At 71.0% G+C, this 25,780-nt stretch carries 19 protein-coding genes; 11 read left to right on the forward strand and 8 right to left on the reverse strand.

Going from position 1 to position 25,780, the window contains the following annotated elements:
* The first annotated feature begins 186 nt into the window (after positions 1-186).
* Positions 187-813, forward strand: coding sequence for a peroxiredoxin (locus AWX74_RS18100; protein ID WP_006538648.1), 627 nt, complete (start codon positions 187-189; stop codon positions 811-813).
* A gap of 184 nt (positions 814-997) precedes the next feature.
* Here AWX74_RS18100 and AWX74_RS18105 read toward each other — a convergent pair whose 3' ends face one another.
* The 3 genes from AWX74_RS18105 to AWX74_RS18115 form a co-directional block, all read right to left on the reverse strand.
* Positions 998-1,384 (reverse strand): MmcQ/YjbR family DNA-binding protein, encoded by a 387-nt coding sequence (locus AWX74_RS18105; protein WP_193209851.1) that lies wholly within the window; start codon positions 1,382-1,384, stop codon positions 998-1,000.
* A 78-nt stretch (positions 1,385-1,462) separates the two neighbouring features.
* Positions 1,463-2,140 (reverse strand): response regulator, encoded by a 678-nt coding sequence (locus AWX74_RS18110; protein ID WP_006538646.1) that lies wholly within the window; start codon positions 2,138-2,140, stop codon positions 1,463-1,465.
* The gene (locus AWX74_RS18115; protein WP_226931318.1) at positions 2,137-3,339 is read right to left on the reverse strand and encodes a sensor histidine kinase; all 1,203 of its coding nucleotides are present in this window, start codon (positions 3,337-3,339) and stop codon (positions 2,137-2,139) included. Before AWX74_RS18115 ends, AWX74_RS18110 begins: the two co-directional genes overlap by 4 nt.
* Before the next feature lie 380 nt (positions 3,340-3,719).
* Between AWX74_RS18115 and AWX74_RS18120 the strand changes: the two genes are divergently transcribed.
* Positions 3,720-5,840, forward strand: a complete 2,121-nt coding sequence (locus AWX74_RS18120) for an MMPL family transporter (protein ID WP_091278141.1) — start codon at positions 3,720-3,722, stop codon at positions 5,838-5,840.
* A gap of 86 nt (positions 5,841-5,926) precedes the next feature.
* Here the strand turns inward: AWX74_RS18120 and AWX74_RS18125 are convergent, their stop codons facing one another.
* The gene (locus AWX74_RS18125; RefSeq protein WP_242666294.1) at positions 5,927-7,117 is read right to left on the reverse strand and encodes an ABC transporter substrate-binding protein; all 1,191 of its coding nucleotides are present in this window, start codon (positions 7,115-7,117) and stop codon (positions 5,927-5,929) included.
* A 728-nt stretch (positions 7,118-7,845) separates the two neighbouring features.
* Here AWX74_RS18125 and AWX74_RS18130 point away from each other — a divergent pair.
* The 4 genes from AWX74_RS18130 to AWX74_RS18145 all read left to right on the forward strand — a co-directional run bounded on the left by AWX74_RS18130 (position 7,846) and on the right by AWX74_RS18145 (position 13,981).
* Positions 7,846-8,976 carry an SGNH/GDSL hydrolase family protein gene (locus AWX74_RS18130; protein ID WP_091278145.1) on the forward strand — a complete coding sequence of 377 codons (1,131 nt, stop codon included), beginning with the start codon at positions 7,846-7,848 and terminating at the stop codon, positions 8,974-8,976.
* A gap of 328 nt (positions 8,977-9,304) precedes the next feature.
* Positions 9,305-11,638 carry an FdhF/YdeP family oxidoreductase gene (locus AWX74_RS18135; protein ID WP_091278147.1) on the forward strand — a complete coding sequence of 778 codons (2,334 nt, stop codon included), beginning with the start codon at positions 9,305-9,307 and terminating at the stop codon, positions 11,636-11,638.
* The gene (purU, locus tag AWX74_RS18140) at positions 11,635-12,507 is read left to right on the forward strand and encodes a formyltetrahydrofolate deformylase (protein WP_091278149.1); all 873 of its coding nucleotides are present in this window, start codon (positions 11,635-11,637) and stop codon (positions 12,505-12,507) included. The genes AWX74_RS18135 and purU overlap by 4 nt, the downstream gene beginning before the upstream one ends.
* Before the next feature lie 301 nt (positions 12,508-12,808).
* The gene (locus AWX74_RS18145) at positions 12,809-13,981 is read left to right on the forward strand and encodes a lipase family protein (protein ID WP_242666295.1); all 1,173 of its coding nucleotides are present in this window, start codon (positions 12,809-12,811) and stop codon (positions 13,979-13,981) included.
* A gap of 86 nt (positions 13,982-14,067) precedes the next feature.
* Here the strand turns inward: AWX74_RS18145 and AWX74_RS18150 are convergent, their stop codons facing one another.
* Positions 14,068-14,979, reverse strand: a complete 912-nt coding sequence (locus AWX74_RS18150) for a TIGR03564 family F420-dependent LLM class oxidoreductase (protein WP_091278238.1) — start codon at positions 14,977-14,979, stop codon at positions 14,068-14,070.
* Between the two features lie 289 nt (positions 14,980-15,268).
* Between AWX74_RS18150 and AWX74_RS18155 the strand changes: the two genes are divergently transcribed.
* From AWX74_RS18155 to AWX74_RS18170, 4 genes are all read left to right on the forward strand, one after another.
* Positions 15,269-15,868 (forward strand): hypothetical protein, encoded by a 600-nt coding sequence (locus AWX74_RS18155; protein WP_091278153.1) that lies wholly within the window; start codon positions 15,269-15,271, stop codon positions 15,866-15,868.
* Positions 15,868-16,476 (forward strand): FHA domain-containing protein, encoded by a 609-nt coding sequence (locus AWX74_RS18160; protein WP_091278155.1) that lies wholly within the window; start codon positions 15,868-15,870, stop codon positions 16,474-16,476. Before AWX74_RS18155 ends, AWX74_RS18160 begins: the two co-directional genes overlap by 1 nt.
* Positions 16,477-16,594: 118 nt before the next feature.
* A complete protein-coding gene (locus AWX74_RS18165; RefSeq protein WP_091278156.1) occupies positions 16,595-18,823 on the forward strand; it encodes a serine/threonine protein kinase in 2,229 nt (742 codons plus the stop codon).
* A 42-nt stretch (positions 18,824-18,865) separates the two neighbouring features.
* A complete protein-coding gene (locus tag AWX74_RS18170) occupies positions 18,866-20,179 on the forward strand; it encodes a VWA domain-containing protein (protein WP_091278158.1) in 1,314 nt (437 codons plus the stop codon).
* A 37-nt stretch (positions 20,180-20,216) separates the two neighbouring features.
* Here the strand turns inward: AWX74_RS18170 and AWX74_RS18175 are convergent, their stop codons facing one another.
* Positions 20,217-21,329: a transporter substrate-binding domain-containing protein gene (locus AWX74_RS18175; RefSeq protein ID WP_242666296.1), complete on the reverse strand. Its 1,113-nt coding sequence runs from the start codon at positions 21,327-21,329 to the stop codon at positions 20,217-20,219.
* An 83-nt stretch (positions 21,330-21,412) separates the two neighbouring features.
* Positions 21,413-22,798, reverse strand: coding sequence for a hypothetical protein (locus AWX74_RS18180; RefSeq protein WP_226931317.1), 1,386 nt, complete (start codon positions 22,796-22,798; stop codon positions 21,413-21,415).
* 230 nt (positions 22,799-23,028) lie between these two features.
* Between AWX74_RS18180 and AWX74_RS18185 the strand changes: the two genes are divergently transcribed.
* Positions 23,029-24,777, forward strand: coding sequence for a serine/threonine-protein kinase (locus AWX74_RS18185; RefSeq protein ID WP_091278163.1), 1,749 nt, complete (start codon positions 23,029-23,031; stop codon positions 24,775-24,777).
* 93 nt (positions 24,778-24,870) lie between these two features.
* Here the strand turns inward: AWX74_RS18185 and AWX74_RS18190 are convergent, their stop codons facing one another.
* Complete coding sequence (locus tag AWX74_RS18190; RefSeq protein ID WP_397312791.1) at positions 24,871-25,737, reverse strand: acyl-CoA thioesterase; 867 nt, start codon at positions 25,735-25,737, stop codon at positions 24,871-24,873.
* Positions 25,738-25,780: the final 43 nt, after the last annotated feature.

A 25,780-nucleotide genomic window follows, 5' to 3' on the forward strand; every position in this document is an offset into this window, starting at 1 on the left:
GCTCGGCGGCGAACCGCGGATGGGGGGTGCCGGCGTCCTCGTGGCCGTCGTGACCTCGGACGTCTCTGCGATGCTGGACCCCGGGACGTGCGGGGGGCAGCGCAATCTCAGGTAGTTTCTGGCCTACTGTCACGCCTCGGGCCGTGGCAGCCGTGCGGTCTCTGACAACGACGAAGGGACGCTCCTATGGGCCTCCGCCTGGGCGACATCGCGCCCGATTTCACCGCCACGACCACCGATGGCGAGATCTCGTTCCACGACTGGAAGCAGGGCTCGTGGGCGGTGCTGTTCAGCCACCCGGCCGACTTCACCCCCGTGTGCACCACCGAGCTCGGGCGTACCGCGGCTCTGCATGGTGAGTTCGACAAGCGCAACACGAAGGCGATCGCGCTGTCGGTCGACTCGGTCGAGGACCACCGCGGCTGGGCACCCGACATCGCCGAGGTGAGCGGGACGGCGCTGAACTTCCCGATCATCGCGGACCCGAACCGTGCCGTCGCCGAGCTGTACGACATGATCCACCCCGGCGAGGGTGACACGTCCACCGTTCGTTCGGTCTTCATCATCGACCCGAACAACAAGATCCGTCTGACTCTCACCTACCCCAAGTCGGTGGGGCGCAACTTCGACGAGATCATTCGGATCATCGACGCGCTGCAGGCGACCGACAAGAACCCGATCTCCACGCCGGTCGACTGGAAGCCCGGCGACCGGGTGATCGTCGCGCCGACGCTGTCGACCGAGGACGCCAAGGGCAAGTTCAGCAACGTCGAAGAGGTCAAGCCCTACCTCCGGTACGCCGACGCTCCCTGAGCTGCCTGACGGCTCGGGTTCGTCCGCGCCGCTGCCAGCCCGTACATCGCCACGGGCCGGCAGCGGCGTTCGTGTTTTCGGCGCCCATGGGCAGGAAACGCGGTGAGTCCGACCCGCATCCGGGTAGCGGCGTCGCTTCCGGCACGTCTGAAACGTCTGTGCCCGGCACCGCGGACTCCCCTGCTCAGCGGGCCTGCCCGAGACTCGCCTCGTCCAGGTCGCTCACCAGCTCCTCGGGTGCGCGCATCCGCCAGGCGTCGGTCACCAGCTCCGCCAGCCGCTCGGCCGTCACCTTCGCCAGGCGCACCATCAGCACCGGCCAGCCGTCGTAACCGGGCGCGGTGAAGAAGCGGTCCGGTTCGCCGAGCAGAAGCGCCTGCTTCTCCGCCTCGTCGCCCACGAAGAGCACGGCGATGTCAGTTCGGATCACCCGCGGCTTCCCCGGCACACGTTCCGGGTAGGACCAGACGAATCCCTTGTCCGCGACCCGGAAGTCGAAACCGTCGCTGTCGATCTCCACGACATGCGGCAGGCTCATCGCGAGGCGCCGCACATCGTCGGCATCAGCCACCAAGGCCCTCCTTCGGACGCACAGTTCGAACCTTGACGAGGCTACGACGAGCCTGTCTGACGGGCCGAGACACCGGTCTCACCGGCCGATGTCGTGGTCGCCAGCCTCGACCAGCCCGCTTTCGTAGGCGAAGACCACGACCTGGGCGCGGTCGCGAAGGCCGAGTTTGGTGAGGATGCTCGACACATGCGACTTGACTGTCGCGGGCCCGATGAAGAGTTCCTTGGCGATCTCCGAATTGCTGGACCCGCGGGCGACCGCGACCACCACGTCACGTTCGCGGTCGGTCAGACGTTCCACGCGGCGCGCGACCGTCGAGCTGACAGGCCTGCGTTCGGTGAACCGGCCGATGAGGCGCCGGGTGATCGACGGCGCGATCAGTGCGCCACCGTCGGCGACGGTGCGGACCGCGACGGCGAGCTGGTCGGCCGGAATGTCCTTCAGCACAAAGGCGCTCGCTCCGGCGCGGAGCGCCTCATAGACGTACTCGTCCGGATCGAAGGTGGTGAGAATCAGTACCCGCACGCCCCAGTCGGCCTCGGCGAGAATTCTCGACGTGGCTTCCAGGCCATCCATCTCCGGCATCCGGATGTCCATGAGGATGACGTCGGGACGATGCTCCCGGGCGGCCTCCATCGCCTCCAGCCCGTTGCCTGCCTCGGCCACCACGTCGATGTCGCTGTGGATCCGCAGCACCATGGCCAGGCCACCACGGACCAGGGCCTGGTCGTCGACGATGAGAACACGAACAGTCAACCCGGTTTCCCTCCGAAAGGCAGGTGGGCAGCGACCTGGAACCCGCCGCCCACGCGAGGTCCTGCGTCCAGGCTCCCGCCCAGCAGCAGAGCCCGCTCCCGCATCCCGACGAGGCCGTGGCCTCCCGGATGGTCGCCATCGGCGTCTGACCTGGGGGCGACGGTGCTGCCGCGACCATCATCGCGGACCTCGATGACCATGCCGTTGCGCCCGGTACGCAGACTCACCTCAGCCCGGGTTCCAGGGCCGGCGTGCTTGAGGACGTTGGTCAGCGCCTCCTGGATGATGCGGTAGGCGAACAGATCCGTCCGGGCAGAGAGCTCCGCTGACGGCAGGTCCATCGCCAGTTGCACGACCACACCGGCTCCGCGCAGCTGCTCGATCAGCCGGGGGAGCTCCGCGAGGCTGGGTTGGGGGCCCAGGCCGTCATGGCCTGTCTCGGGACGCAGGACGCCGAGAAGATGGCGAAGCTCGTCGAGGGCCTGGCGCCCCGCCTCCTCGACCGCTGTCATCGCGTGCAGCGCGGCCTGTGGGTCCTGCGCCGCGACAGCCCGGGCTCCGCTCGCCTGCACGGTCATGAGGCTCACCCGGTGGGCGACGACGTCGTGGAGCTCCCGCGCGATGCGGGCCCGCTCCTCCATGACGATCCGCCGGTTCTCCGCCGCGTGCTCGCGGCGGCGCTCGACGGTGCGGGCACGGCGCAGCTGGATGCGGCGCCCGGCATACCACGCCCCGGCCATGAAGAGGCCGCCGAACGCGGGCTCCTGCCACCACGGGCCCGGATCGTCGAGGCCATCGAGACCGACCAGGCCGGTCGCGACGACAACTCCGACAGCGCCCTGCCAGTCCGCCGAGCTGTACCGCCCCGCGGCGTACAGCGCGATGATCGACACGCAGCCCAGCTGGGTGTCGCTGCCGACCAGCGCGGCCCAGCAGACCAACGTCAGGCCGAGCACACGCAGCGGCGCGCGCCGGCGCCAGAACAGGGCCGGACTGGCCACCGCGCAGACCAGCAGGACGAGGATCGGGACATCGCCGAGCGGGCGGATCGTTATCGCGTCTCCAGGCCCGTCGGCCATGAAAGCGGCCATGAAGTAGAGCGCGAGGACGAGCACGGTGTCGGCGGCGCGCGGCCAGCGGGCGAAGGGCCCTCGGAACCTCCGCGGGACGTCCTCATGCGGCGTCGGGGTAATCGGCATCGCACGGCTTTCCATCGGGTTCTCAGCGAGGTGAACCGCGACTGGTCGCGGCTTCGTCAGTGGGCACGGGCTCACGGTATGCCAGTGCGGCAGTGCGGTCTCCGGCCTTCCGGCGGGGACGGTTCTCCCCCGCCAGACGGAGAACGGCTCGGAATCCACACGACGCAATCCTTCTCGCGGCGGGTTGCCGAATCCGCTCCCAGGCGGGCGACAGCTTCGGGGCACAGCCAGCACAGTTGAGCCCGCACGGCGCTCGGGTCGAGGGCCGGGCCAGGCCGGCCCACCTTCCGCGCACAGGGCACCGCCTCCGGGCGGTCCCGGCCGGCCCTGCCTTCAGAACCACCGGTCGAACCACGCCGAATCCCGCAGGAGAGGTAGCCATGAATCGGCTCACCCGCCACATCGCAGCAGTGAGCGCACGCAGGCCTCGGCGCACGGTCGCGGCCTGGGTATTCGCCGCCGTCCTCGCCCTCGCCCTGGCCAGCACGGTCGGAGGGTCGTTCGTCGACGACTTCGTCGCTCCCGGCAGCCAGAGCGAGAAGGCGACGGATCTGCTGGAGCAGCGCTTTCCCGACGCCGCCGATGGCAGCGCGCAGGCAGTGTTCGCCGTGCCGGCGGGCCAACGACTCGACCACCACCGTGCGGCCGTCACCGCCGCCGTCGCGCGGATCGCGGAGGTGGATCACGTCACCGCGGTGGCCAGCCCGTTCGCCGCCGGTACCACCTCACCGGACGGCCGGATCGGCTACGCCCAGATCACGTTCGATGTGCCGGCGACCGATCTCGGTCCAGGAGCACTCACCGCGATAAGCGACGCCATGCGGCCGGCGCGCGACGCGGGTGTCGTGACAGAGCTGGGCGGCGACGCCGCGTTCATCAACGGTGAGGCGGCTACGTCAGGTGCGGAGGCAATCGGCCTGCTGGCCGCACTGGTGGTCCTGCTCCTGGCCTTCGGCACGATCGTGGCCGCGCTGATCCCGGTCGCGCTCGCGCTGATCACGGTGGCCGTGGGGCTGGGGAGCGTGCTGCTGCTGGCGAACGTCCTGGAGGTCTCCTCCGCGGCGCCGACGATCGGCGCGATGATCGGTCTTGGCGTCGGCATCGACTACGCCCTGTTCATCGTGGCCCGCTATCGGGAGAACCGTGGCGCCGGCCAGGACAACGCCGCCGCGCTCTCCGCGGCGATGGCGACCTCAGGCACCGCCGTCGTGCTGGCCGGTGGGACGGTCGTCGCCGCGATGGCGGCCCTCGCACTGACCGGTCTGGGCTTCCTGACCTCGGTCGGTCTGAGCACGGCGCTGGTGGTGGTTTGCGCGGTAGCGAGTGCGCTGACCCTGCTGCCAGCGATGCTTTCGTTGCTCGGTGACCGGGTCGACGCGGGTCGAGTCCCGGGCCGCCGCCTCCACTCGCTGCCTGAGAGCACCGTGTGGTGGCGCTTCGCTCACCGGGTCGCCCGCCGGCCGTGGCCGTTTCTGATCCTCTCGGTAACCGTGCTGCTCGTGCTGGCCGCCCCCGCACTGCGCCTGCAGACGGGCTTCCCGGACGCAGGTGATGACTCGCCCAGCAGCAGTTCCGCCCGCCGGGCCTACGATCTGCTCGCCGAAGGCTTCGGTCCGGGCGTCAACGCACCGTTACTGCTGGTCGCCGACCTGCGCAGCCCAGGTGTGGATCGTGGCGCACTCACCGCGCTGTCCGATCGGGTCGAAGCCGACCCCGGCATCGCGGAGGTCGGTGATCCCCGGTTCTCACCCGACGGCGACACGGCTGTGCTGTCGATGCTGCCCACCACTGCACCCGCGGACGACGCGACCTCGGAGACACTCGCCCGCGTCCGTGATCTCGTCCCGGGCAACGTCGCGGTCGCGGGCCTGACCGCGATGACCGACGACCTCGACCGGCAGCTGAGCGACACTCTTCCGATCTTCATCGCGGCGATTCTGGCGGCGTCGTTCCTTCTGCTGATGGTGATGTTCCGTTCCATCGCGGTGCCACTGAAGGCCGTCGCGTTGAACCTGCTGTCGATCGGTGGCGCGTACGGCGTCGTCGTCGCCGTGTTCCAGTGGGGGTGGTTCGGGAGTGTGTTCGGCCTGGAGGAGACCTACCAGATCGCCTCTCCACTGCCGACGATCTTCTTCGCGGTGCTCTTCGGCCTCTCCGTCGACTACGAGGTGTTCCTCCTCTCCCGGATCCGCGAGGAGTACGACGCCAGCGGCGACAACGTCGAGTCAGTCGCCCGGGGCCTGGCCGGCACCGGGCGCGTGATCACCTCGGCCGCCCTGATCATGACGGTGGTGTTCCTGGGTTTCGTCGCCGACCCGTCGCCGTTGGTGCGGATGCTGGGCCTCGGGCTGGCGACGGCGATCGTGCTCGACGCGACGATCGTCCGCATGATCCTGGTCCCCGCGATCATGACGTTGCTGGGCAGGGCGAACTGGTGGCTGCCCCGCTGGGGTGGCCACCGGGCCCCGCGCCCGCGCGCCGGCGTCGTCGAACACGGCTGAACAGCCCTGCCCGGCCTTCGTGTTGTCTCCGAAGGCCGGGCAGGGGTTCGCGTCCGGTCAGCTGGCGGGCTTGCAGGAGTCGTATCTCACTGGGCCGGCAGCACGCTCCCGCAGAGCCTGCGGTCCACCACGTCGAACGAGTTGCCGGCGTCGTTGACGCGGACGAAGGCCAGACAGTTCTGCGGTTGGCTGCGGCGACCGCTGATGTCCGTGGGCTGGATCAGCCCGCCCGCGTCGTAGTCGCGCATACTGTCGAGCGCCCTGATCACGCTCTCCCGGTCGGGGCACTCCCCCGCGGCCGCCACCGCGCGCAGCAGCATGTCCGTCTCGATGTAGGAACGGATCGTGAACTCCTGTTCCGGGTTCCCCACCTGCGGGGCGTAGTGGGCGATCGCGGCCGCGTACTGCTCCGCGGCGGGCCCACCCAGCTCCAGCGGCGTCACATAGCTCATGATCGACACCCCGGCCAGCGCTGGACCGTACCGGCCGAGCAGGTTCGCGTTGTAGCCGGGGACGGAGAGCGTCGCGCGCAGCGTCGCGCCGGCATTGCGCAGGGCGTTGAGAATGCCGGCGAGCACCGGCGGGTCGATGATGCTGACAAGGACGTCGGCGTCGGTGGCGGCGAAGGCCTCGGCGACCCGTTGCGGGCTCTGTGATGCCTCGGCGAACTGCACGATGCCCGCCGGAACGACACCGGCCGCCCGTAGGCCGAGCGAAATCCGGTCGGCATAGATGGCCGTCGACGCGACGTTCTCCGGGATGACGATCAGCGCCCGGGTGCCCCCGTTGTTTCTGAGGTACCGCCCCCAGGTGTCGACGGAGCCACTCATGTTGGCGAACACGAACATGTTCTCGTACTGGGACCAGACCGGCTCGGTGCCCGCACCTGTCACCGGGACGCCCCGCTCGGCCAGATAGGCCGCGGAGCCGCTCATCGTGAAGCTGGTCGCGACGAGCCCCGCGATACTGACATCCTCGACGAGCTCGCCGACGACACGGCGGTTCGTCTCCGTCGACATCTGGTCGTCGCGCCATTCGTAACTGACTTCGCGGCCGTTGATGCCACCCTGTTCGTTGGCCAGCCCGACCCGCGCCTCCACCCCGCCGCGCGCCGCGGAGAACGCACCGGCATCCGTGCCCGTGTCGGGGTAGACGAAGCCGATCTTCACCTGGTCCGCGGTGACTCCCGGAGCGACGCAGCTCTCGGCGGCCGGTGCACCGCTGCTCCCCGAACAGGCGGACGTCGTCGCGAGAAGCAGCGGAAGGGTGACCGCCACGGCGCACCGGCCGGCCAGAGCGCGCACAGGTCCCCCGCCACGCCGCCGCCGAGTCGCGGCACCGGAGCCGGCTCGCGATCCATTTCGCATGGACGAATCGCCGCGCATTGATGGCGAGTCTGTTAATCTAAGGTTGTCGTTTTGTACTGATAGCCTCCCGGACGCTGGACGGACCTGTGACGACGGCGGGATCTGTGGGGGCGGCAGGATCTGCGGCAACGTGAGGTTCCTCTCGATTCGGGCACGCCGAAGTCGCGCACTCGGCAGCATTCAGCAGACCGAGCCCAGTTCTCCACGCACCCCGGAACGCCGGATTTTACTGATTACCGAATCACCGAATTGACTATCAGAAACAAACGGGACCACACCGGCACGCGCACCCGGACCGTCACCCTCGGCAAACATGCCCACGGAAACCCTGTCGCCGATCGCCGGATCGCCGGATCGCCGGGCAGGAAACCCAAAGCATGGGCGACCAAACTCGGCAAATCGGATTATTTGCCGAGTCGCGCGACATTCGGCCACGCTCCGCGCAAGGTCGCCTGCCTGGGCCGGACGACCAGCCCACACCGAGCCGGGACAGTGCACGCCGCGCGGCCGACTGGCACCTTCGGGTGAACCCGAAGGTGTTGCCGCCCGCCGGATGCCCGACGGCCGGCCAGCGAAGGCGCCTCAGTGCCAGGATCAGCGACGTCCCTCCCGATTCGGCGAAAAGCGGTGAGACGAGCGTGGGCAGACACCGCCGCGTCCAGCCCAGCCCCGGCGCGCGGTTGCGGCAGCCGATCCGCAGGGCGGCCGGGGTGGCAGGCACGACGATCGTGCTCACCGGCACCGTGACCCTGGCCGGAACGGTTGTGACCAGCCCGGCGGCCGTGGCCGCCGCGCAGACCCGGGTGATGATCCTGGGTGACTCGGTCACCCACCAGACCGCCGGGGACTACACCTGGCGTTACCGGCTCGCCCAGCACCTGAGCCTCAGCGCGCCCGGCGCCGTCGACTTCGTCGGGGACCGCATCGACGTCTGGGACAACACCGCCAACACGGCCGGCTCGAACGACTACGTCGACGCCTGGTTCGACCGCGACCACCACTCCATCTGGGGCGACGCCACGCGGACCGAGCGCGACGCGGTCGAGGGCCTGCTGCGAGCGACCCCCGCCGACGTGCTCATCGTGGCGCTCGGCGCAAATGACCTCACCTACTTCTCGACCCCGCAGCAGGCCGCCGACGACATGCTGGCGCTGATCAACAACGCCCGCCGGGTGAACCCCGACATCGACGTCGTCGTCGCCCAGGTCCTCGACCGCACGGACTACACCGGCGGTCGGAACCTGCAGCCCCAGGCCACCGCCTACAACACCCTGCTCGACCAGCAGCTCGGCAACTGGCAGACCGCGACGTCCAAGGTGGTCGTCGCGCGGGACTACGCCGACTGGAACCCCTACCAGCACACCTGGGACGGGTCGCATCCGAACCCGACCGGCGACTTCGTCATCGCCCGCGGGGTCGCGAACGCCCTGGCACAGCTCGGGATCGGCACGGCCTTCGGCCCGCTGTACGGCACCGTGCCCTGGCCCGGCACCGGCCGCGCGGTCACCGCCGTCGGGAAGCCCGGCCAGCACACGCTGACCTGGGCGGCGACGCCCGGCGCGTCCGCCTACCTCGTCGAGCAGCGGGTGCTCTCCTACGGTGAGCAGACGTTCTACCGCCTGCCGTACCCGCTGGCGGCGAAGCCCGGGACGAACACGTGGACGACCGGCACCCTGCCAGCCGGGCTGAGGAGCGAGTACCGGATCGTCCCGGTCAAGGGCAGCATGATCGGCCAGGCCGGCCCGTCGGGCACCGCCACCGCGCAGTAGCGGCGCGACCGCCCGACAGTCTCGGCTGGACGCCGAACGGCCCGGCACTGCTCACGGACATCGCCGCGGGCGCCTGTGCGCCGGCCAGCTGACGACACGCCCTCACCGTGTGCACGTGACATGACCAGCCGTGGCCAGATCCAGGCACCGCACCCGGCGCAAGGGCAAGTACGGACAGGAACTGGTCAGCAATGAATACGTTCGGTGCACCTCGCGGCACCCGGGTCCGCGCGCGCGGGTCTCGTACGATGTCACGGCTCGCCAAGCGACGGGTATCAGCCGGGCCGGGGTCGGTCCCGCTCCGAAGATCTTGTGGAGGTGGGCCACCGTGGCACGCGGACCGGTGAGCGCGGATCCGGGCGACGAGCAGCTGTCGGTACGCGGCCCGGCGGCGTCGGCCGCGGGGCTGCCCGCCGTCTCCCACGCGCTGGGGCAGGCCTGGAGCCAGATGGGCGTCCGGCGGACGGTGACCACCCTGCGGCTGCTCAACCAGACGTCCGGCTTCGACTGCCCGGGCTGCGCCTGGCCGGACCCGGACCACGAGCGCCGCCACCTGGCCGAGTTCTGCGAGAACGGCGCGAAGGCGGTGGCCGAGGAGGCCACGCTTCGGCGGCTGACACCGGAGTTCTTCGCCACCCACTCGCTGACGGATCTCGCCGGCCGGTCGGGCTACTGGCTGGGCCAGCAGGGCCGCCTGACCGAGCCGATGTTCCGGCCGGCCGGTAGCGACCACTACCAGCCGATCGGCTGGGACGAGGCGTTCGGGATCATCGCCGCCGAGCTGAACGGGCTGGCGAGCCCGGACGAGGCCGCCTTCTACACCTCCGGTCGGACCAGCAACGAGGCCGCTTTCGCGTACCAGCTGTTCGTCCGCGCGTTCGGAACGAACAACCTGCCGGACTGCTCGAACATGTGCCACGAGTCGTCCGGGGCCGCCCTCGTCGAGACGATCGGGATCGGCAAGGGCAGCGTCACCCTGGACGACCTGGAAACAGCCGACCTGGTGCTCGTCGTCGGGCAGAATCCCGGGACGAACCATCCGCGGATGCTGACCTCGCTGGAGAAGGTCAAACGGAACGGCGGCAGCATCGTCGCGGTGAACCCGCTGCCGGAGCCGTCGCTGCTGCGCTTCCGCAACCCGCAGCGGCCCGCCGGCGTCCTCGGCCGTGGCACCACCCTCGCCGACCAGTTCCTGCAGATCCGGCTGAACGGCGACCTGGCCCTGTTCCAGGCGGTGTCCCGCCGCCTGCTGGACGCGGAGGACGCGAACCCGGGCACCGTGCTCGACCACGACTTCCTCCGCGTGCACACCACCGGTTTCGAGGCCTTCGCGGCGCACCTGCGCACCCTGTCCGACGACGAGGTACGGGCGGCCACCGGCCTGACCGACGCCGAGATCGACGAGCTGACCCGCCGGGTGCTGGCCGCCGAGCGGATCGTCGTGTGCTGGGCGATGGGCCTGACCCAGCACGCGAACTCGGTCGCCACCATCCGCGAGGTCGTCAACTTCCTGCTGCTGCGCGGCAACATCGGCCGGCCCGGCGCCGGGGTGTGCCCGGTGCGCGGGCACAGCAACGTGCAGGGCGACCGCACCATGGGCATCTGGGAGAAGATGCCGGACGCCTTCCTCGACGCGCTGGGTACCGAGTTCGCGTTCACCCCGCCCCGTCGGCACGGCTACGACGTCGTCGACACGATCCGCGCGATGCGCGACGGCCGGGTCGGGGTCTTCGTCGGGATGGGCGGCAACTTCGTGGCCGCCGCACCCGACACCGCCGTCAGCGAGGCGGCGCTGCGCGGCTGCCGGCTCACCGTGCAGATCTCCACCAAGCTCAACCGGTCACATGTGGTCACCGGCGAGCAGGCCCTCATCCTGCCCACACTCGGCCGCACCGAGCTGGACGTCCAACCGGCCGGCCCGCAGTTCGTCACGGTCGAGGACTCCATGGGCGAGGTGCACGCCTCCCGTGGCACGCTCACGCCGGCCGGGCCGGCACTGCGTTCCGAGGTCGCGATCGTCTGTGGGCTCGCCGCCGCCACCCTCGGGCCCACCACGCCTGTGGACTGGGCCGGCCTGGCCGCCGACTACCGGCGCATCCGTGGCCACATCGAGGCCGTGATCCCCGGGTTCGCCGACTACGAGCGGCGGGTGGCCGAGCCCGGCGGGTTCCGGCTGCCCCACCCGCCGCGGGACGGCCGGCGTTTCCCGACGCCGTCCGGTCGTGCGGTGCTGACGGTGAACGCGCTGGAGGTGCTGCGCCCACCGCCCGGTCACCTGCTGCTGCAGACGATCCGCTCGCACGACCAGTACAACACCACCATCTACGGGCTCGACGACCGCTACCGCGGTGTCCGCCAGGGCCGGCGGGTCGTCTTCGTCCACGCCGACGACCTCACCGCCGCCGGGCTGTCCGACGGACGCCGGGTGGACATCGTCAGTGTCTGGGCGGACGGCGTCGAACGCCGCGCCGAGGACTTCCGCCTCGTCGCCTACCCCACCGCCCGCGGCTGCGTCGCCGCCTACTTCCCCGAGACCAACGTTCTGGTGCCCCTGGACAGCACCGCGCGGCGCAGCAACACCCCCACCTCGAAATCCCTGGTCGTCCGGCTGGAGCCACGGCAGCCACGGCCGGCCCCGGCGCAGGATCCGGGGGCCTCGTGACCGCGCCCGCCGGCGCCCAGCACGGGGTGCTGCTGCTGTCCTGCCCGGACACGCCGGGCATCGTGCACGCCGTCGCCGAGCTGTTGCTGCACGAGAAGTGCACGATCGTGGCGAGCCACCAGTTCGGCAGCGCCGCCACCCGCACCTTCTACCTGCGGGTCGAGTTCGCCCACATCGACGGTTCCCGGCTCGACCTCGACGAGCTGCGGGCGCGGATCGCACCGCTGGGCGCCCGGTTCGGGATGACCTGGCGGCTGGCCGACACCGCGCATCGCACCCGCACGGTCATCATGGTCAGCAGGTTCGCGCACTGCCTCAACGACCTGCTGTTCCGGACGTCGATCGGCGAGCTGAACCTCGACGTCGTCGCGGTCGTGTCCAACCACCCCGATCTCGGCGGCATCGCCCGCCATTTCGACGCCCCGTTCCGGCACCTCCCGGTCACCCCCGCCACCAGGGCCGAGGCGGAGGCCGACCTGCTCGACCTCGTCCGCGCCGAGCAGGTCGACCTGGTCGTGCTGGCCCGCTACATGCAGATCCTCTCCCCGCGCCTGTGCGAGCAGCTCGCCGGCCGGGCGATCAACATCCACCACTCGATGCTGCCGAGCTTCAAGGGCGCGAAGCCCTACCACCAGGCCTACGCCCGCGGGGTGAAGTTCATCGGAGCGACCGCCCACTACGTGACCGAGGACCTCGACGAGGGCCCGATCATCGAGCAGGAGCTCATCCGGGTCGACCACACCCTCGACCCGGACCAGCTCGCCGCCCGCGGCCGCGAGGCGGAGACCCGGGCGCTGGCCCGCGCCGTGCGCTGGCACACCGAGAACCGCATCATCCTCAGCGACGGGAAGACCGTCATCCTGCACTGAGCCCGGCACCCGCACCGGGCGCGGCGCCCGGCTGGCGACGACACCCGCGGTCGGGGGCACACCTTGGTGCCATCGACCGACGATGACCTATACGCATCGTGACCACGCTCCTACCGTCAAGACATCCGTACTCACCGGTAGAACCCTGCGGTAACACCCGCCGGTAACCGTGCGGAGGCCTGTTCCGACGGCAGGAGAGATCATGAACAGATCGGTTGGATCAGGGCGTCGAGCACGCCCGAGAGCGATGCGCCGCAAGGCGGGAGTCCTACCGTTAGCACTGGCCGTGACGGTGGCCGCGGTGCTGACGGCGTTCCCCGCCGGGCCGGCCCACGCCGACACGGCCCCTGCTCCCGGGTCGGTCGTCCCGGACGAGGACCCCTTCTACGACGCCCCCGCGGACATCGCCTCCTACCAACCCGGCGAGGTCGTGGCCACCAGACCGGTCACGCCCAAGGGCCTGACCGGCGTCAATGCCTGGCAGATCTCCTTCCGCACCAACGACGCCCACGACTCCCCCGAGCTCGCCGTCGCCACCCTGCTCGAGCCGAGAACACCCTGGCGTGGCACCGGTCCTCGGCCGGTCGTGTCCGTCCAGGTCGCCGAGGACTCCACCGGCACCCAGTGCGCCCCGTCGTACGGGCTGGCGTCCGGCAACGGAGTGGGCGCGATCATCGCCACCGGATCGGCGCAGCCGATCCTCGACCGGGGCTGGGCAGCGGTCCTGCCCGACTTCGAAGGCGCTGCCTCCGCCTTCATGGACGGACTACTGGCCGGCCATGTCGTGCTGGACAGCATCCGTGCCACCAGGAACGCGGGCCTGGGCGGCGTGGGAACGACCAACCCATGGGCGATCGAGGGCTATTCCGGCGGAGCCCAGGCCACCGGCTGGGCCGCTCAGCTACAGCGTTCCTATGCCCCTGACGTCCAGCTCGTGGGAGCGGCGATAGGCGGCATTCCCGCCGACCCGGCCGCGGTCAGCCGGTACATCGACGGCGGTCTGGTCGCCGGCTTCGTCTTCGCGGCCACCGCCGGCTTCGACAGCCAGTACCCGGAGGCTGGCATAAGTGCAATCCTGAACGCCGCGGGCAGAAAGGCGATGGCCAATGCCCGCGGTATCTGCATCACTGATCTGCTCGTCAGGTTCGCCTTCAGGAAGCTGGCCGACCACACCACGGTGCGCGACCCACTGGCCGTACCCTCGGTGGCTCGCGTCCTGGCCGCCAACACTCTTGGTGCCGCGCCCCCCACGATGCCGATCTACGACTACCACGCCAACACCGACGAGATCGTTCCGGTCGCCCAGGACAACACTCTCGTGAGCCGCTGGTGCGCCGCCGGGGCCACGGTCCACACCGTCCGCGACCTCATCGGTGAACACGCCCTCGAGGCCATCGTCCGCCAGAACGACAAACTCGCCTTCCTCTCCGACCGTTTCAGCGGGCGAGCTCCCACGAACACCTGCCCACGCTGACAGCCCGCCTCCTCCCGCCGGCCCGGCGGCCGGCGGGAGCCAGCGGTCGGCCGGAGGCAGAGGTCGGCCGGAGGTGGAGGTAAAGGTCAGGCGGCGGTGGCCAGCTCGCCCAGCAGGGCGCGGGTGCGGGCGGCGTCCGGGCCGGAGAACGCGGCGGCGACGAAGTCGGTGACGCCGGCGTCGCCGAACTCCTCAATCCGGGCGCGCACCGACTTCTCGTCGCCGATCAGCGCGATGTCCGCCGGGCCGGTGACCCCCTCACGGTCGAGCATGGCCCGGTAGGACGGCAGCGTTCCGTACACCTCGAACTCACGGGCGGCCCGCTCACGCGCGGCTTCGGTGTCGTCGGTGACAGCCACCGGCAGCATCGCCACGACCCGGGCCGGTGGCCGCCCGGCCTCGGACGCGGCCGTCTGCAGCGTCGGCATGACGTGGTCACGAACTGTGGACACGCCGGTCATCCACAGCACGGTGCCGTCGACCCGGGCGCCGGCCAGCCGCAGCATCTTCGGCCCGAGTGCCGCGACCAGCACCGGTACCCGGCCCACCCGGGGCGTGGTGAGGCCGGCGACGGCCCGTACCGTCTCGCGCCTGACGTCGACCGGCTCGCCGTCGAGCAGCGGCAGCAGCGCGTCCAGATAGTCGGAAAGGTGCCGCAGCGGGCGGTCGAAGCTGTAGCCGAGCATGTCCTCGATGACGATCCGGTGCGACAGCCCGATGCCCAGGGTGAGGCGCCCGCTCACCGCGAGTGCCGTGGTCAGCGCCTGCTGCGCGAGCGTCACCGGATGGCGCGGGAACGTCGGCACGACCGCGGTGCCGACCTCGATGCCGGGGACCTGGCTGCCGGCGACCGCCAGGGCGGTCAGCGCGTCCAGCCCGAAGATGTTCGACAACCACGCGGACTGCATACCGTTCGCCGCCGCGTCGGCGAGCTCGTCGCGCAGCCGTGTGAGCGCGTCCGGTCCGCGGGAATCCGTGAGGGTGATACCGATACGCATGATGACTCCGTCCGTCGCCGATCGTCTCGCCGTCGTGTCCGTGCCGGTTCCAGTTCCGTTCCCGATCGTCTCGCCACCCGCAGCACACAGCACACCGGCCACCCAAGATGCCGCGATAACCCCCGCCGGCGCACCACTATGTACACGGTGCGCCCACATCGCTCCACAGGAGACACGCCCGGGGGCAGTTCACCCAAAGTATGATCCGGACGTCAGCGCGGGGTACGCCGTGATACCGAAAACGGCTTTCCACACAAAGCAATCGCGGGCGGAGACGGGGGGATTGTCGATGTTCCATGGACGCACCGGCGACGAGCTGCCCGCCGACGACCTGGGCCCTGACGACCTGGGCGCGCTCACCAGGACAATGGCCGACATCGAGCACCTCGCGCGCAGCGGTTCCGCGCTCGCGGCACAGGCCGAGGGCCAGTTCGTCGCCGCACCCGGTCTGGTCGAGCTCGCCGACACCGAGTGCCTCGACGGCCCGTCCGGCCTGCGGCCCTGGCTGGATGACCTGCGGGCCGCGCGAGAGGCCGGCCGCGACGAGAGAGACGTCGCCGCCGGCATCGCCGCCTGGCGCCTGCGGGCCGAGAGCACTCGCGAGATCGTGCGGACCATGGTCGACACCAACGACAGGGTCATCCGGGAGTCGACCGCGCTCATGAGCGAGCTGCGCCACCGCCTGGAGGGCTTCCAGGTCAAGGCGGGCCATCTCGGCGTCGCCGAGGAGCCGGAGCTGTTCCGGCTGCATGCCGCGGCGCAGGAGGCACTGGGTCGGCCACCGGTCGACCTGGGCCCGGCCGCCCGGCTGGTCGCGGAGTACGTCGCGGCCGTTAACCGGCACGGCCCGGACGCACCGGATGCGCCCGCCAGTCCCGGGGCGCGCTGATGCCCGACGCGCCCGCGACACTGCGCCATCCGCGCTGCCCGGTCTGCGGCACCACGCGCCAGCAGGAGGAGCCGTTCTGCCTCGGCTGCCGGTTCGAGTTCGCCACCGGCAACCCGCCCCGGCCCCCGCGCCCGCCGCAGCCGCCCCGGCTGGTTCCTTTCCGCAGAAGGCGCTGGGAGCTGCACATCGAGGCCGATCGCGGGTACTACGACTCGCTCAGGCAGGATCCGGTCTTTCCCACCCCCCCGCCACCGATCCACGTCGCGCCGCTGCGGGCCGCGGTCGTCGTGCTGGGCTCGCGCCCGTCATCGCGCTTTCGCACCCAGGGGGTCGATCTCGTGAAGCCCCCGCCGGACCCGGGCATGTCGGCGTCCCACGCACAGCTCGACCTCCAGTACGACGGGCGGTACCTGCTGCATGACCTCGGTTCTCTCAACGGCATCCGGCTGCAGCCCGGCCACCCGAGGCTGGGCCGGGAGGAGTCCGTCTGGCTGCGCGACGGTGACCAGTTCTTCCTCGGTTCCTGGACCAGGGTGACCGTCCGCCACAGCTGGGATCCGCCGGCCCCGCCGAGCCCGGAGGGCAGCGAACGCCCCACCCGCGCCTGAGACACCGCACCGAGCCGTCGCGCCCCGGAGCGAATCAGGAAAGGACCAGTTCTGATATGACTCTCCGCGTCAGATCGGCACGATTCCGGGGGTTGGCGATGTCCGGGGAACCTCGGCCATGAGCAACGAGCCATCCGGCGTCGCCTGCGTCCGGCCGCGCTGCAACGGCAAGGGGATCATCGGGCCGCGTGGGCGTTGCACCGTCTGCGGGCACCCGCCGGAGCGGCAGCGCGAAACCAGAGGCGACCGGCCACCGCCCCACGAACGGTGGGAAGCCCCGATCGATCGGACCCGGCCGCCGTCGGTGGCGAACGACTCGGCCTCCGGCCCACCGCCGGTCATCTCGGACGAACGAGTTCCGCCGGATGACTGGCGATGCGAGGGATGCGGCCACAGTCTCGGCGCCGCCGCGGTGGCCGACGGCCGCTGCCCCGGCTGCGGGCATCCCCTTTCCCCGGCTCCGTCGACACTGGCGCTGCGCACCGACGACCTCGTGGAGGGCCGTTATCGGATCCTCGGCCGGATGGCCCGCGGCGGTCAGGGCTGGATCTACGCGGCGAAGGACGAGCGGTCCGGTATCTGGGTGGTCCTCAAGGGCCTGCTCGACACCGGGGACACCCGGGCGCGAATAGCCGCGGAACGCGAGCGCGTGTTCCTCACCGCCGTGGAGCACCCCGACATCGTCCGTATCCGCGATTTCGTCACGCACAACGGCGCGGAATACATCGTGATGGACTACGTCCGCGGCGATTCCCTGGAGAAAATGCGACGGGACCAGAACGGCCGGCTGGACCCGGCCGACGCGACACGTCACGTGCAGCAGCTGTTACCCGCGCTGCGCTACCTGCATGAACGCGGTCTGGTCTACTGCGACCTGAAACCCGAGAACGTCATGGTCAGGTCGGACGCCATCACGCTGATCGACCTGGGCGGAGCACGCCGGGCCGACGACCTGGTCTCGCCCTATCTGAGCACGCCGGGCTTCCGCGCACCCGAGATCGACGACGCACACGCCTCGGGCGGCACCGGTTCCGCGCCGCGGGCGTACCCGTCGGTCGCCTCGGACATCTACGCCGTCGGGCGGACCCTCGCCGTTCTTCTCCTCGGCACGGGCTGGGGCCTGACCGGCGAGCATCGGCACAGCCTCCCGGCCCGCGACGAGCACCAGGTGTTCCGCGACCACGAGTCGCTGCACCGGCTGCTGCTGCGAGCCACCGAGCAGGATCCGGCCGCCCGGTTCACCGACATCGCCGAGCTGGAGCACGAGGTGCTCGGCGTCACGCACGAGATCCTCGCCAGGCAGGGCTCCCGGCGGAAGATCGATCGCGCGCTGCCGCCGCCGCTGAGCCGCCGGTTCACCCCGATGCCCTACCTGACCGGCGAGGATGACGACCCCCCACCGGACGCCATCCTCCCCAGCCCGCAGGTCGATCCGGATGACCCGGCCGCCGCGGCGCTCGCCGCGATCCCGGCCGACGGTGATCCGTCCACCATCGCCCGGATGCTGGCGGAGCTCACGCCGATGACGGCGGAGGTACAGCTGCGGCGGGTGCGTTTCGAGCTCGACGCCGGTCGGCCGGGCAAGGCCCGCGACCTGCTCGAGAAGATCGCCCGGGACGGTGGCGCCCGGGGCGGCCTGAACGACCCGTCGCGGCCGGCCGGCTGGCGGGTGGACTGGTACCGAGGTCTGGTGGCCCTCGCCGAGGGGAAGCCCGCGGACGCCGCGGAACCGTTCGACCGGGTCTTCTCCGCTGTTCCCGGGGAGCTCGCGCCCCGGCTGGCGCTGGCCGTCGCCTACGAACGTGCCGGCGACCACGACCGCGCGGCCGAGTACTACGACGTTGTCTCCGTCGCGGACCGGTCGGCGATCGGTGCCGCCTTCGGGCTGGCCCGCTGCCGGTCGAAACCCACCGACCGGATCGCCGCGTACGCCCGGGTGCCGGAGACGTCGCGTTTCCATCCCGAGGCCCGTGCCCGCATGGTCGAGGCACTCGTCGCCTCGCTCACGGCCGAGCTGGACACCTCGACCCCGCGCGATCGGTCGATGGAGCTGGCGGAGGAACGCCTGGACCGGGCCTGTCGGCTGCTCCGCAACGGCGAGCGGGAGATGACCGCGCCTCGGCGGCTCGGCCTGCGGCTGAGGATCTTCCGAGTCGCGAGTGCCCTGCTGGCCGCGGGTGCCCTCCCGGCGACGGGCACCGTTCTCGGCCACCCCTGTGATCCGGACAGTCTGCGCCTGGCGGTGGAGAAGACGCTGCTGGAGCTGGCCAGCCACACCGAGGACCGCCGCACCCGGGTTCGGCTCGTCGACGAGGCGACCCGGATCCGCCGCTGGACCTGGTACTGAGACCTGCGCGGTGCGCAGACCTGCACGCAAGGAAGGACCAACTTGATCACCTTCGAGGTCGCCGTCGCCCAGAACCAGTTCCTGCCTTCGGGTGAGACCGAGATCGACGCCATCGTGACCGTGCGGGCCCGCACGGACGGGGCCGCGGCCATCCCAGGGCAGCGGGCCATCGTGCTGATCATCGACGTCTCGAGCTCCATGGGAGCCGTGCCCGACCGGCAGATCGCCGCGAAGGCGGCGGCCCGGGCAGCGGTCGAGGCGCTCCCGGCCGGGACCCTCTTCGCCGTCATCGCGGGCAATCACCAGGCCGAGGCCGTCTACCCGCCCACCGGCCTGGCCAGGGCCGACCCGGAGACCCGGGAGGCGGCTAGATCGGCCATCCGCCGGCTCAGGTCCCAGGGCGGGACGGCGATGGACACCTGGCTGACCCGGGCCCGGGAGGTGTTCGACCAGCACCCGGAAGCGACGATCCGGCAGGCGGTCCTGCTCACCGACGGCTACAACGAGTCCCCCCGGGAGGAACTCGAGGCGACGGTCAGCCACAGCGAAGGTCATTTCCGCTGCGACTGCCGGGGCATCGGTGTCGACTGGAAGGCCGAGGACCTGCTGTTGATCTCCGATCGGCTCCAGGGCACCTCCCTGGACGCGCCCACCGGCAGCGACCTGCAGCGCGACTTCCGCGGCCTGGTCACGGCGGCGGCGGACCGGGCGGCCAGCGCGGTACGGCTGCAGGTCTGGGTTCCTCTCGGCGCACACATCCGGTACGTCAAGCAGGTCGCACCGACCATCCAGGCCCTGACCGGGGTGCCGGATCCCGACGACCCCCAGACGTTCGACTTCCCCATCGGCGACTGGGGCAACGAGCAGCGGGACTACCAGATCGGCATCGGCGGCCTGCAGGACCCGGACGATGACGACGGCGACGCAAGCCTGGCCGGATGCGTCACAATCGTCCACGGCGGGCCGAGGTCCGGCGGTACGAGCGCCACGGCCACGAACACGGCCACGGCCACCGGTGGCGAGATCTTCGCGCTGTGGACCGAGGACGCCTCCAGCTACTCGGTGGTGAACCGGGAGGTTGCCAGGTACGCGGGGCTGGTGGGGTATGGCGAGGCCGTTCGCCGCGGAGTCGCCGCGTACAGCGAACACGACCTGGCGCTGGCCGCCGAGCACCTCGGCCGCGCGGTCCAGCTCGCGTACGAGGCGGGTGAGCAGAAAAGGATCGATCAGCTGGAACGTGGGCTGCTCACCGTCATCGACGCCGCTGCCGGCAAGGTGCGGATCCGCGAGGACGTGAGCGCGCACAACCTCAACATCAACGAGCTGCGTTCACGCTGGACCGTACCCATCGGCTGAACACCCGTCGACTGACGGCCACACACAGGCGGGGAGGTCACCCCTCCGGCCAGGCGGGGTTCTGGGCCAGTGGGGTGACGATCTCTTCCGTGGGCTTCAACCAGGTCTGGTAGCTCGCCGTCCACGCCCCGCTGGTCATCATGTCCCGCAGCACGCCGTTGACGAACCGGACGAACTCTTCATCGCGCAACTTGTTCGCGTTCCGGTCATCGAGATGGCTGCGATGCAGCGCGACACCGTAAGGCTCGGCCAGATCGTCGCCCGCGGCGGTGACGCCGCCTGGGGGGATATCCACATACTGGTCCCGTGCCTTCATTCCGGCGAGGATGATGTCATCGGTCGCGACCCCGTCCGCCTCGCCCTGCTGCACCGCGACGAGGCAGTCGGCGGCGCGGGGGCGCAGAGTGATTGTCAGCGGCGGGTCGCCCGGAGCCAACGCGCTGCGGGCCGCGTCCTCGAGCTTCCGCACAGAGGTCGCGCCCTCGGTCGAGCAGACCGTGTAACCCGCGAAGTCGCGAAGCGTCCTGAAGCCAGCCTTCGCCGGAACCAGCAGGGCGAAGCGCGACTCGAAGTACACCCCGGAGAACAGGATGTTCTCCTTTTCCTTCCGTTCGCAGGTGATCGTGTAGGTCGCGACGACGATATCCACGCCTGAGTTCGGGTCCGTCAGGAGCGCGGCACGGTCCTTCGTTGTCACCGCACGGAACCGGATCTTGCTTTTCCCCCCGTTACCGAACAGGGCGGTGGCGATGGCGCCGGCGATGTCGACGTCGAAGCCCTCCAGCGTGGGCTCCGTCCAGTTCATCGAGCCCGCGGGCGGAGCGTCGGTGACGATCGCGACGGTCAGGTCGCCCTTTCGCCAGATGTCGTCCATGATCGAGCCGGGGCGGAAGACTCCGGGCGCGGGCATCGACGCTGGCGGAGCCGGGCTCCAGCGAACGGGGTGCCCGTCCGCGCAGGGTTTCGCCGCGCCGGATCCGCCGCTGCCTGTGCCTGTGCCCGTGCCCGTGCCCGTGCCCGTGCCCGTGATATCGGCTGTCCTGGTGGCGGTGGCGGCGGGCCGCGGCTCAATCTCCGCCGGGAATCTCGCACCGGTCGTCCCGCAGGCGCCGAGCACGGCGGCGGCCACGACGACCACCAGGGCGGACACCCACCGACGGTGGGAGCGACGACCACCACGTGCCCACCGGCCCTGGGGCGGTGCCGGGGCAGGCGTTGGAGCGCCGGTGGTGTTCACCGCTGGAACCGGTAGGTCTGGAGGCGGTGCCGCATCCCCATGTGGACGAGGATCGCCGCGAGGAACAGCATGCAGCCGGCGGCCCAGCCCAGGGCCGTCGGCACCGGCGATTTGGCGGCAGCCATATGCGCCTGGAATCTCCCGGTGCTGGCGCTGACCGCGGTCTCGAAACTGTTGTCGAGATCCGCGAAGGCCGCCGCGCCCTCACCGACGGTCAGCCGCGCCGCTCTCAGGAACTCCGTGCCGGTTCCGGAGAGAGCTCTGGTGACCTCATCATGGTTCCGCTGCCAGCGCGCGATATTGCTCCTGATCTGGCTTACGGTCTCCGCCGGCAACTCCTCGACGGTCATGGCCTCGCCGAGGTCGGCGAGCGAGTTGTTCCAGTCGTCTTCGGAGTCGTCGTTGACGCCCAGCGACAGCACCGCCAGATTCTCGTCGGCGCGGGCCTGCGAGGCGAAGACCCGTGCCTGCGACAGTGTCGTCATCGGGACGTACCCTTCGTTCACACTGCTGCTGGCCCTGGATTCCTGGAGCAGAGCACTGGCACCGAACAGGCTGGCCGCCGCCAGCACACACCCCGTCGCGGCTACCAGCCGGATCTCGAAAACCCGGCGGCTTCGTCGGGAGTAATAGACCTGCAGCCCGAGCAGCACTGTCCCGCCGCCGGCGACCAACACGACGAGAAGCAGGTCGACACGGCCGTCGGTCGCGGTGCGGAAGTCCGCGTCGACCTCGTTCCCCGCGATCCCGATCAGGCTGTCGACCCGCGGGATGATCTCCTGCCGAGCCAGGTCGGAGGCCCTGCGGAGATACGCCTCCGCGGTCGAGCTTCCCGTCCGTACGTAGGCCTGGGCGGTGTTCACCAGGCCTACGTACTGCGGGATCAGCTCGCCCAGCGTTTTCAGAAGGGTGCCGGCGCACTCCCCCCTGACCGACGGGCCGCTGGTGGGGCAGCCCTCGACACCGAGCTGCCGCATCTCAACCACGCCTGCCGCGGCCGCCGTGATGTCACCGTTGGTCGTGGAACGGTCGGCCGCGGTGCCGTACGCGGCCCGTTTTTCCTCTGGCGTGTCGTGAACGGGATCCGTCTGCGCCACGTGCGCGAACACCGATGCGGCCGCGGCCGCGTCGGCGCTCGACACCTTGCTGCGGACGAGCTGGGCCTCGATGACGACCTCACCGGCCCGGTTCCTGGCGTCGGCCAGCGCGTCGCCGCGCACGGACGCCGCGAAGATCATCGTGGTTCCGGCGACGAGCAGCCAGCCGACGACGAAAAGGGCGGTTCCGCGGAGCCGGATCGGTGTGTCGGCTCGGCTCCACCGGGAGACCACAGGGCTGGCCGCCGCCCCGGCGAGTGCCACGCGCTGCACAGAACTGGCCACAATCCGGGAATATATTCTCCGCGATGCGTCCGGTCCGCACCGCCACCGAAATAGGCCGCGTTCGCAGACATCTGTCCGCTGGACGCCGTCCTGACAACGACCAGGAGAGCCTGCGAAGATTTCGGTGATCCGCGCAGTCGGCGGTGTTCCCCTCCGGGACCCGTGGTACGTCTGGCATATCCCTGGCTGGAGATCGCGGATCGCCAGTGTGACGACGGAGGAACGATCATGTGGCCGACGGGCCGGTGGGCAGCGCGGCGGGCCGGGCGGCGGCACGGCCACGGTGGTGTGCGGTGATCTACGACCGGGAGCAGGTCGCCCGAGCGCTGCCGGACTACGTCCTCGGCGAGCATCTCGGCTCGGGAACGTTCGGTGCCGTGCTGGCCGCGCAGCACCGGGAGATGGACCGGCCGGTGGCGGTCAAGGTGCTGCCGGCCAAGACCTTGCGTGGCAACACCACCGACGAGGCCAAGCTGCTCGGTCAGCTCGACCATCCTCATGTGGTGCGGGTCCACGACGCGAGGCGGACCGACGACCTGTGCCTCGTGGTGATGGAGCTGCTGCCCGGTGGCACGCTGACCCAACGACAGATCGGCTTCGGGCCGACGCAGGTCTGCGCGGTCGGCCTGGCGGTGGCCGCGGCGCTGGCCTACATCCACCGTCCGGGCGGCCAGGCCCAGGGCCTGCTGCACCGCGACATCAAGCCCGACAACATCCTGTTCGCCGCGGACGGAACGCCGAAGGTCGGCGACTTCGGGATCGCGAAGCTCTTCGACGGATCGGGCGCCGCGGCCAGCGGGCTCGCCGGCACCCCGGCGTACATGGCGCCCGAGCAGTTCAACGGCGACCGGCTGAGCCCGGCGACCGACCTGTACGCGCTGGCCACCGTGCTCTACCAGGCACTCGCGGGCCGCGCCCCCTACGACGGGTCAAAGGAGTGGGGCCTGCTGCGCTACCAGAAGCGCAAGGACCCCCCACCACCGCTGGACGACGTGCCCACCCCCGTCGCCATGGTGATCATGCGGACGCTGGCGAGGTCCCCGGCCGACCGCTACGCCAGCGCCGTCGAGTTCTCCCTGGCCCTCGCCCGGGCCGGAGCCGAGGCCTTCGGCCCGGGCTGGCTCACCCGTGTCGGGCACCCCCTGCACCTCGACGACGCCGTCCGGGCCACCGCCGGATCCGGCGTCCCCGGCGGATCGGCCACGGACACCGCCGGCCAGCGGACCATCGTCACGCACGGCGGGCCGCGACGGCACCCCGAGCACCGCGGCCCCCGCACCGGCCAGCCCGGGGGCATCCGCACCGGCCAGCCCGGGGGCATCCGCACCGGCCAGTCCGGCGGCATCCGCACCAGCCAGCAGCGGACCCGGCACGACGACCATCCGGAAGTCCTCGCCGCGGCACACAGCGACGCCAGCGAGCTGAGCGACGTCGGCGACCACGAGGCCGCCCGCACCCTCGACGAGGACACGCTCGCCCGGCGCCTGCGCGTCCTCGGACCCGACCATCGCGACACCCTCGCCACGGCCCACAACCTCGCCGCCGACCTCGCCGCGCTCGGCGACCAGCGCGGTGCCCGCGACCTCTACCTGGACACCTTCGCCCGGCGCCGCGCCGTCCTCGGCCCCGCCGACGCCGGGACCCTCACCACGGCCTTCAACCTCGCGGTCGTGCTGAGCGCCCTCGACGAGCACGAGCACGCCCGCGATCTCGGCGAGGAAACCCTCAGGCTGCGGCGCGGCACGCTCGGCCCCGACCACGCCGACACCCTCGCCGCGGCCTTCAACCTCGCCGTCTATCTGGGCCGGCTCGGCCGCTACCAGGAGGCCCGCACGATCGGCGAGAACGTCTGGGCCGACCGCTGCCGGCTCCTCGGCGCCGGCCATCCCGACGTTCTGCGCACCGCGGCGGCGCTGCAGTGGTGGATCCACCAGGACCAGGCCGCCGCGCCAGAGCAGGCCGTCGCGCCCACTCCGTGAGCTGATCGGTCCTCGCGCCGCCGCCACCGCCCGATCGCCGGCCACCCGACGCCGGCCGCCTGGTCAGCGACCGCCCGGTCAGCGGCCGCCCGGTCAGCGTCGGAGCAGGCCGGCTTCCTGGATGGCGGAGGCGACGAGCTGGCCGTCCCGGGTGAAGAAGGTGCCCCGGGAAAGCCCGCGCGCGCCGCCGACGCTGGGGCTGTCCTGCGCGAACAGCAGCCAGTCGTCGGCGCGGAAGGGCCGGTGGAACCACATCGCGTGGTCGAGGGAGACCACGTCGACGCGGCCCGGCCCGGCGCCGTAGGGCAGGCTCGCGGTGCTCGCCAGGGTCAGGTCGGACAGGTAGGTCAGCGCGCAGGCATGCAGCAGCGGGTCGTCCGGCAGCGGCTGGTCGACCCGTACCCAGACGTTCTGGCGCGGCATCCCGTCGGCAGCCGCGAGCGCGGGATCGAACGCCGGCCGGTGCGCCGCGCCCTCGGCGCCGCTCGGGATCGAGCGGACGTCGATCAGCAGGAACGGCCGGTACTCGGGGGCCTCGTCGATCGGCCCCCACCAGCGGCGCAGCGTCTCCGGCAGCGGGACGTCCGGTGCCTTCAGCTGGTGCTCCTCGGCGGTGTCACGCGGCCGTTGGAACGACGCCGACATCGAGAAGATGGTCTCGCCGTTCTGGACCGCGCTCACGCGGCGGGTGGAGAACGACCGGCCGTCCCGGATGCGTTCGACGAGGTACAGGATCGGCGCATCGGTGCGCCCCGGCCGCAGGAAATAGCCGTGCAGGGAGTGCATCCACCGGTCGGGCTCCACCGTCCGGCCCGCGGCGATCTGGGCCTGCGCCGCGACCTGCCCGCCGAAGGCGCGCATCGGTGCGCCGTCATGGCATGAGCCACGGAAGATGTCGCGATCGATGGTCTCCAGCGACAGCAGATCCGCGAACTCGGGCCGCTGCGCGGTCACCGCCACCCGCCCGCCGGCACCAGAGTGGGCAACGCCTGCACGGCTACCA

It is taken from the genome of Parafrankia irregularis, from assembly GCF_001536285.1.
GTDB lineage: Bacteria > Actinomycetota > Actinomycetes > Frankiales > Frankiaceae > Parafrankia > Parafrankia irregularis.

What these genes read in the sequence shown, in the direction of transcription:
- AWX74_RS18150 (WP_091278238.1), bottom strand. Translation starts at nt 14,979, where the DNA reads ATGCGTATCGGTATCACCCTCACGGATTCCCGCGGACCGGACGCGCTC.
- AWX74_RS18155 (WP_091278153.1), top strand. Translation starts at nt 15,269, where the DNA reads ATGTTCCATGGACGCACCGGCGACGAGCTGCCCGCCGACGACCTGGGC.
- AWX74_RS18165 (WP_091278156.1), top strand. Translation starts at nt 16,595, where the DNA reads ATGAGCAACGAGCCATCCGGCGTCGCCTGCGTCCGGCCGCGCTGCAAC.
- AWX74_RS18100 (WP_006538648.1), top strand. Translation starts at nt 187, where the DNA reads ATGGGCCTCCGCCTGGGCGACATCGCGCCCGATTTCACCGCCACGACC.
- AWX74_RS18115 (WP_226931318.1), bottom strand. Translation starts at nt 3,339, where the DNA reads ATGCCGATTACCCCGACGCCGCATGAGGACGTCCCGCGGAGGTTCCGA.
- AWX74_RS18160 (WP_091278155.1), top strand. Translation starts at nt 15,868, where the DNA reads ATGCCCGACGCGCCCGCGACACTGCGCCATCCGCGCTGCCCGGTCTGC.
- AWX74_RS18120 (WP_091278141.1), top strand. Translation starts at nt 3,720, where the DNA reads ATGAATCGGCTCACCCGCCACATCGCAGCAGTGAGCGCACGCAGGCCT.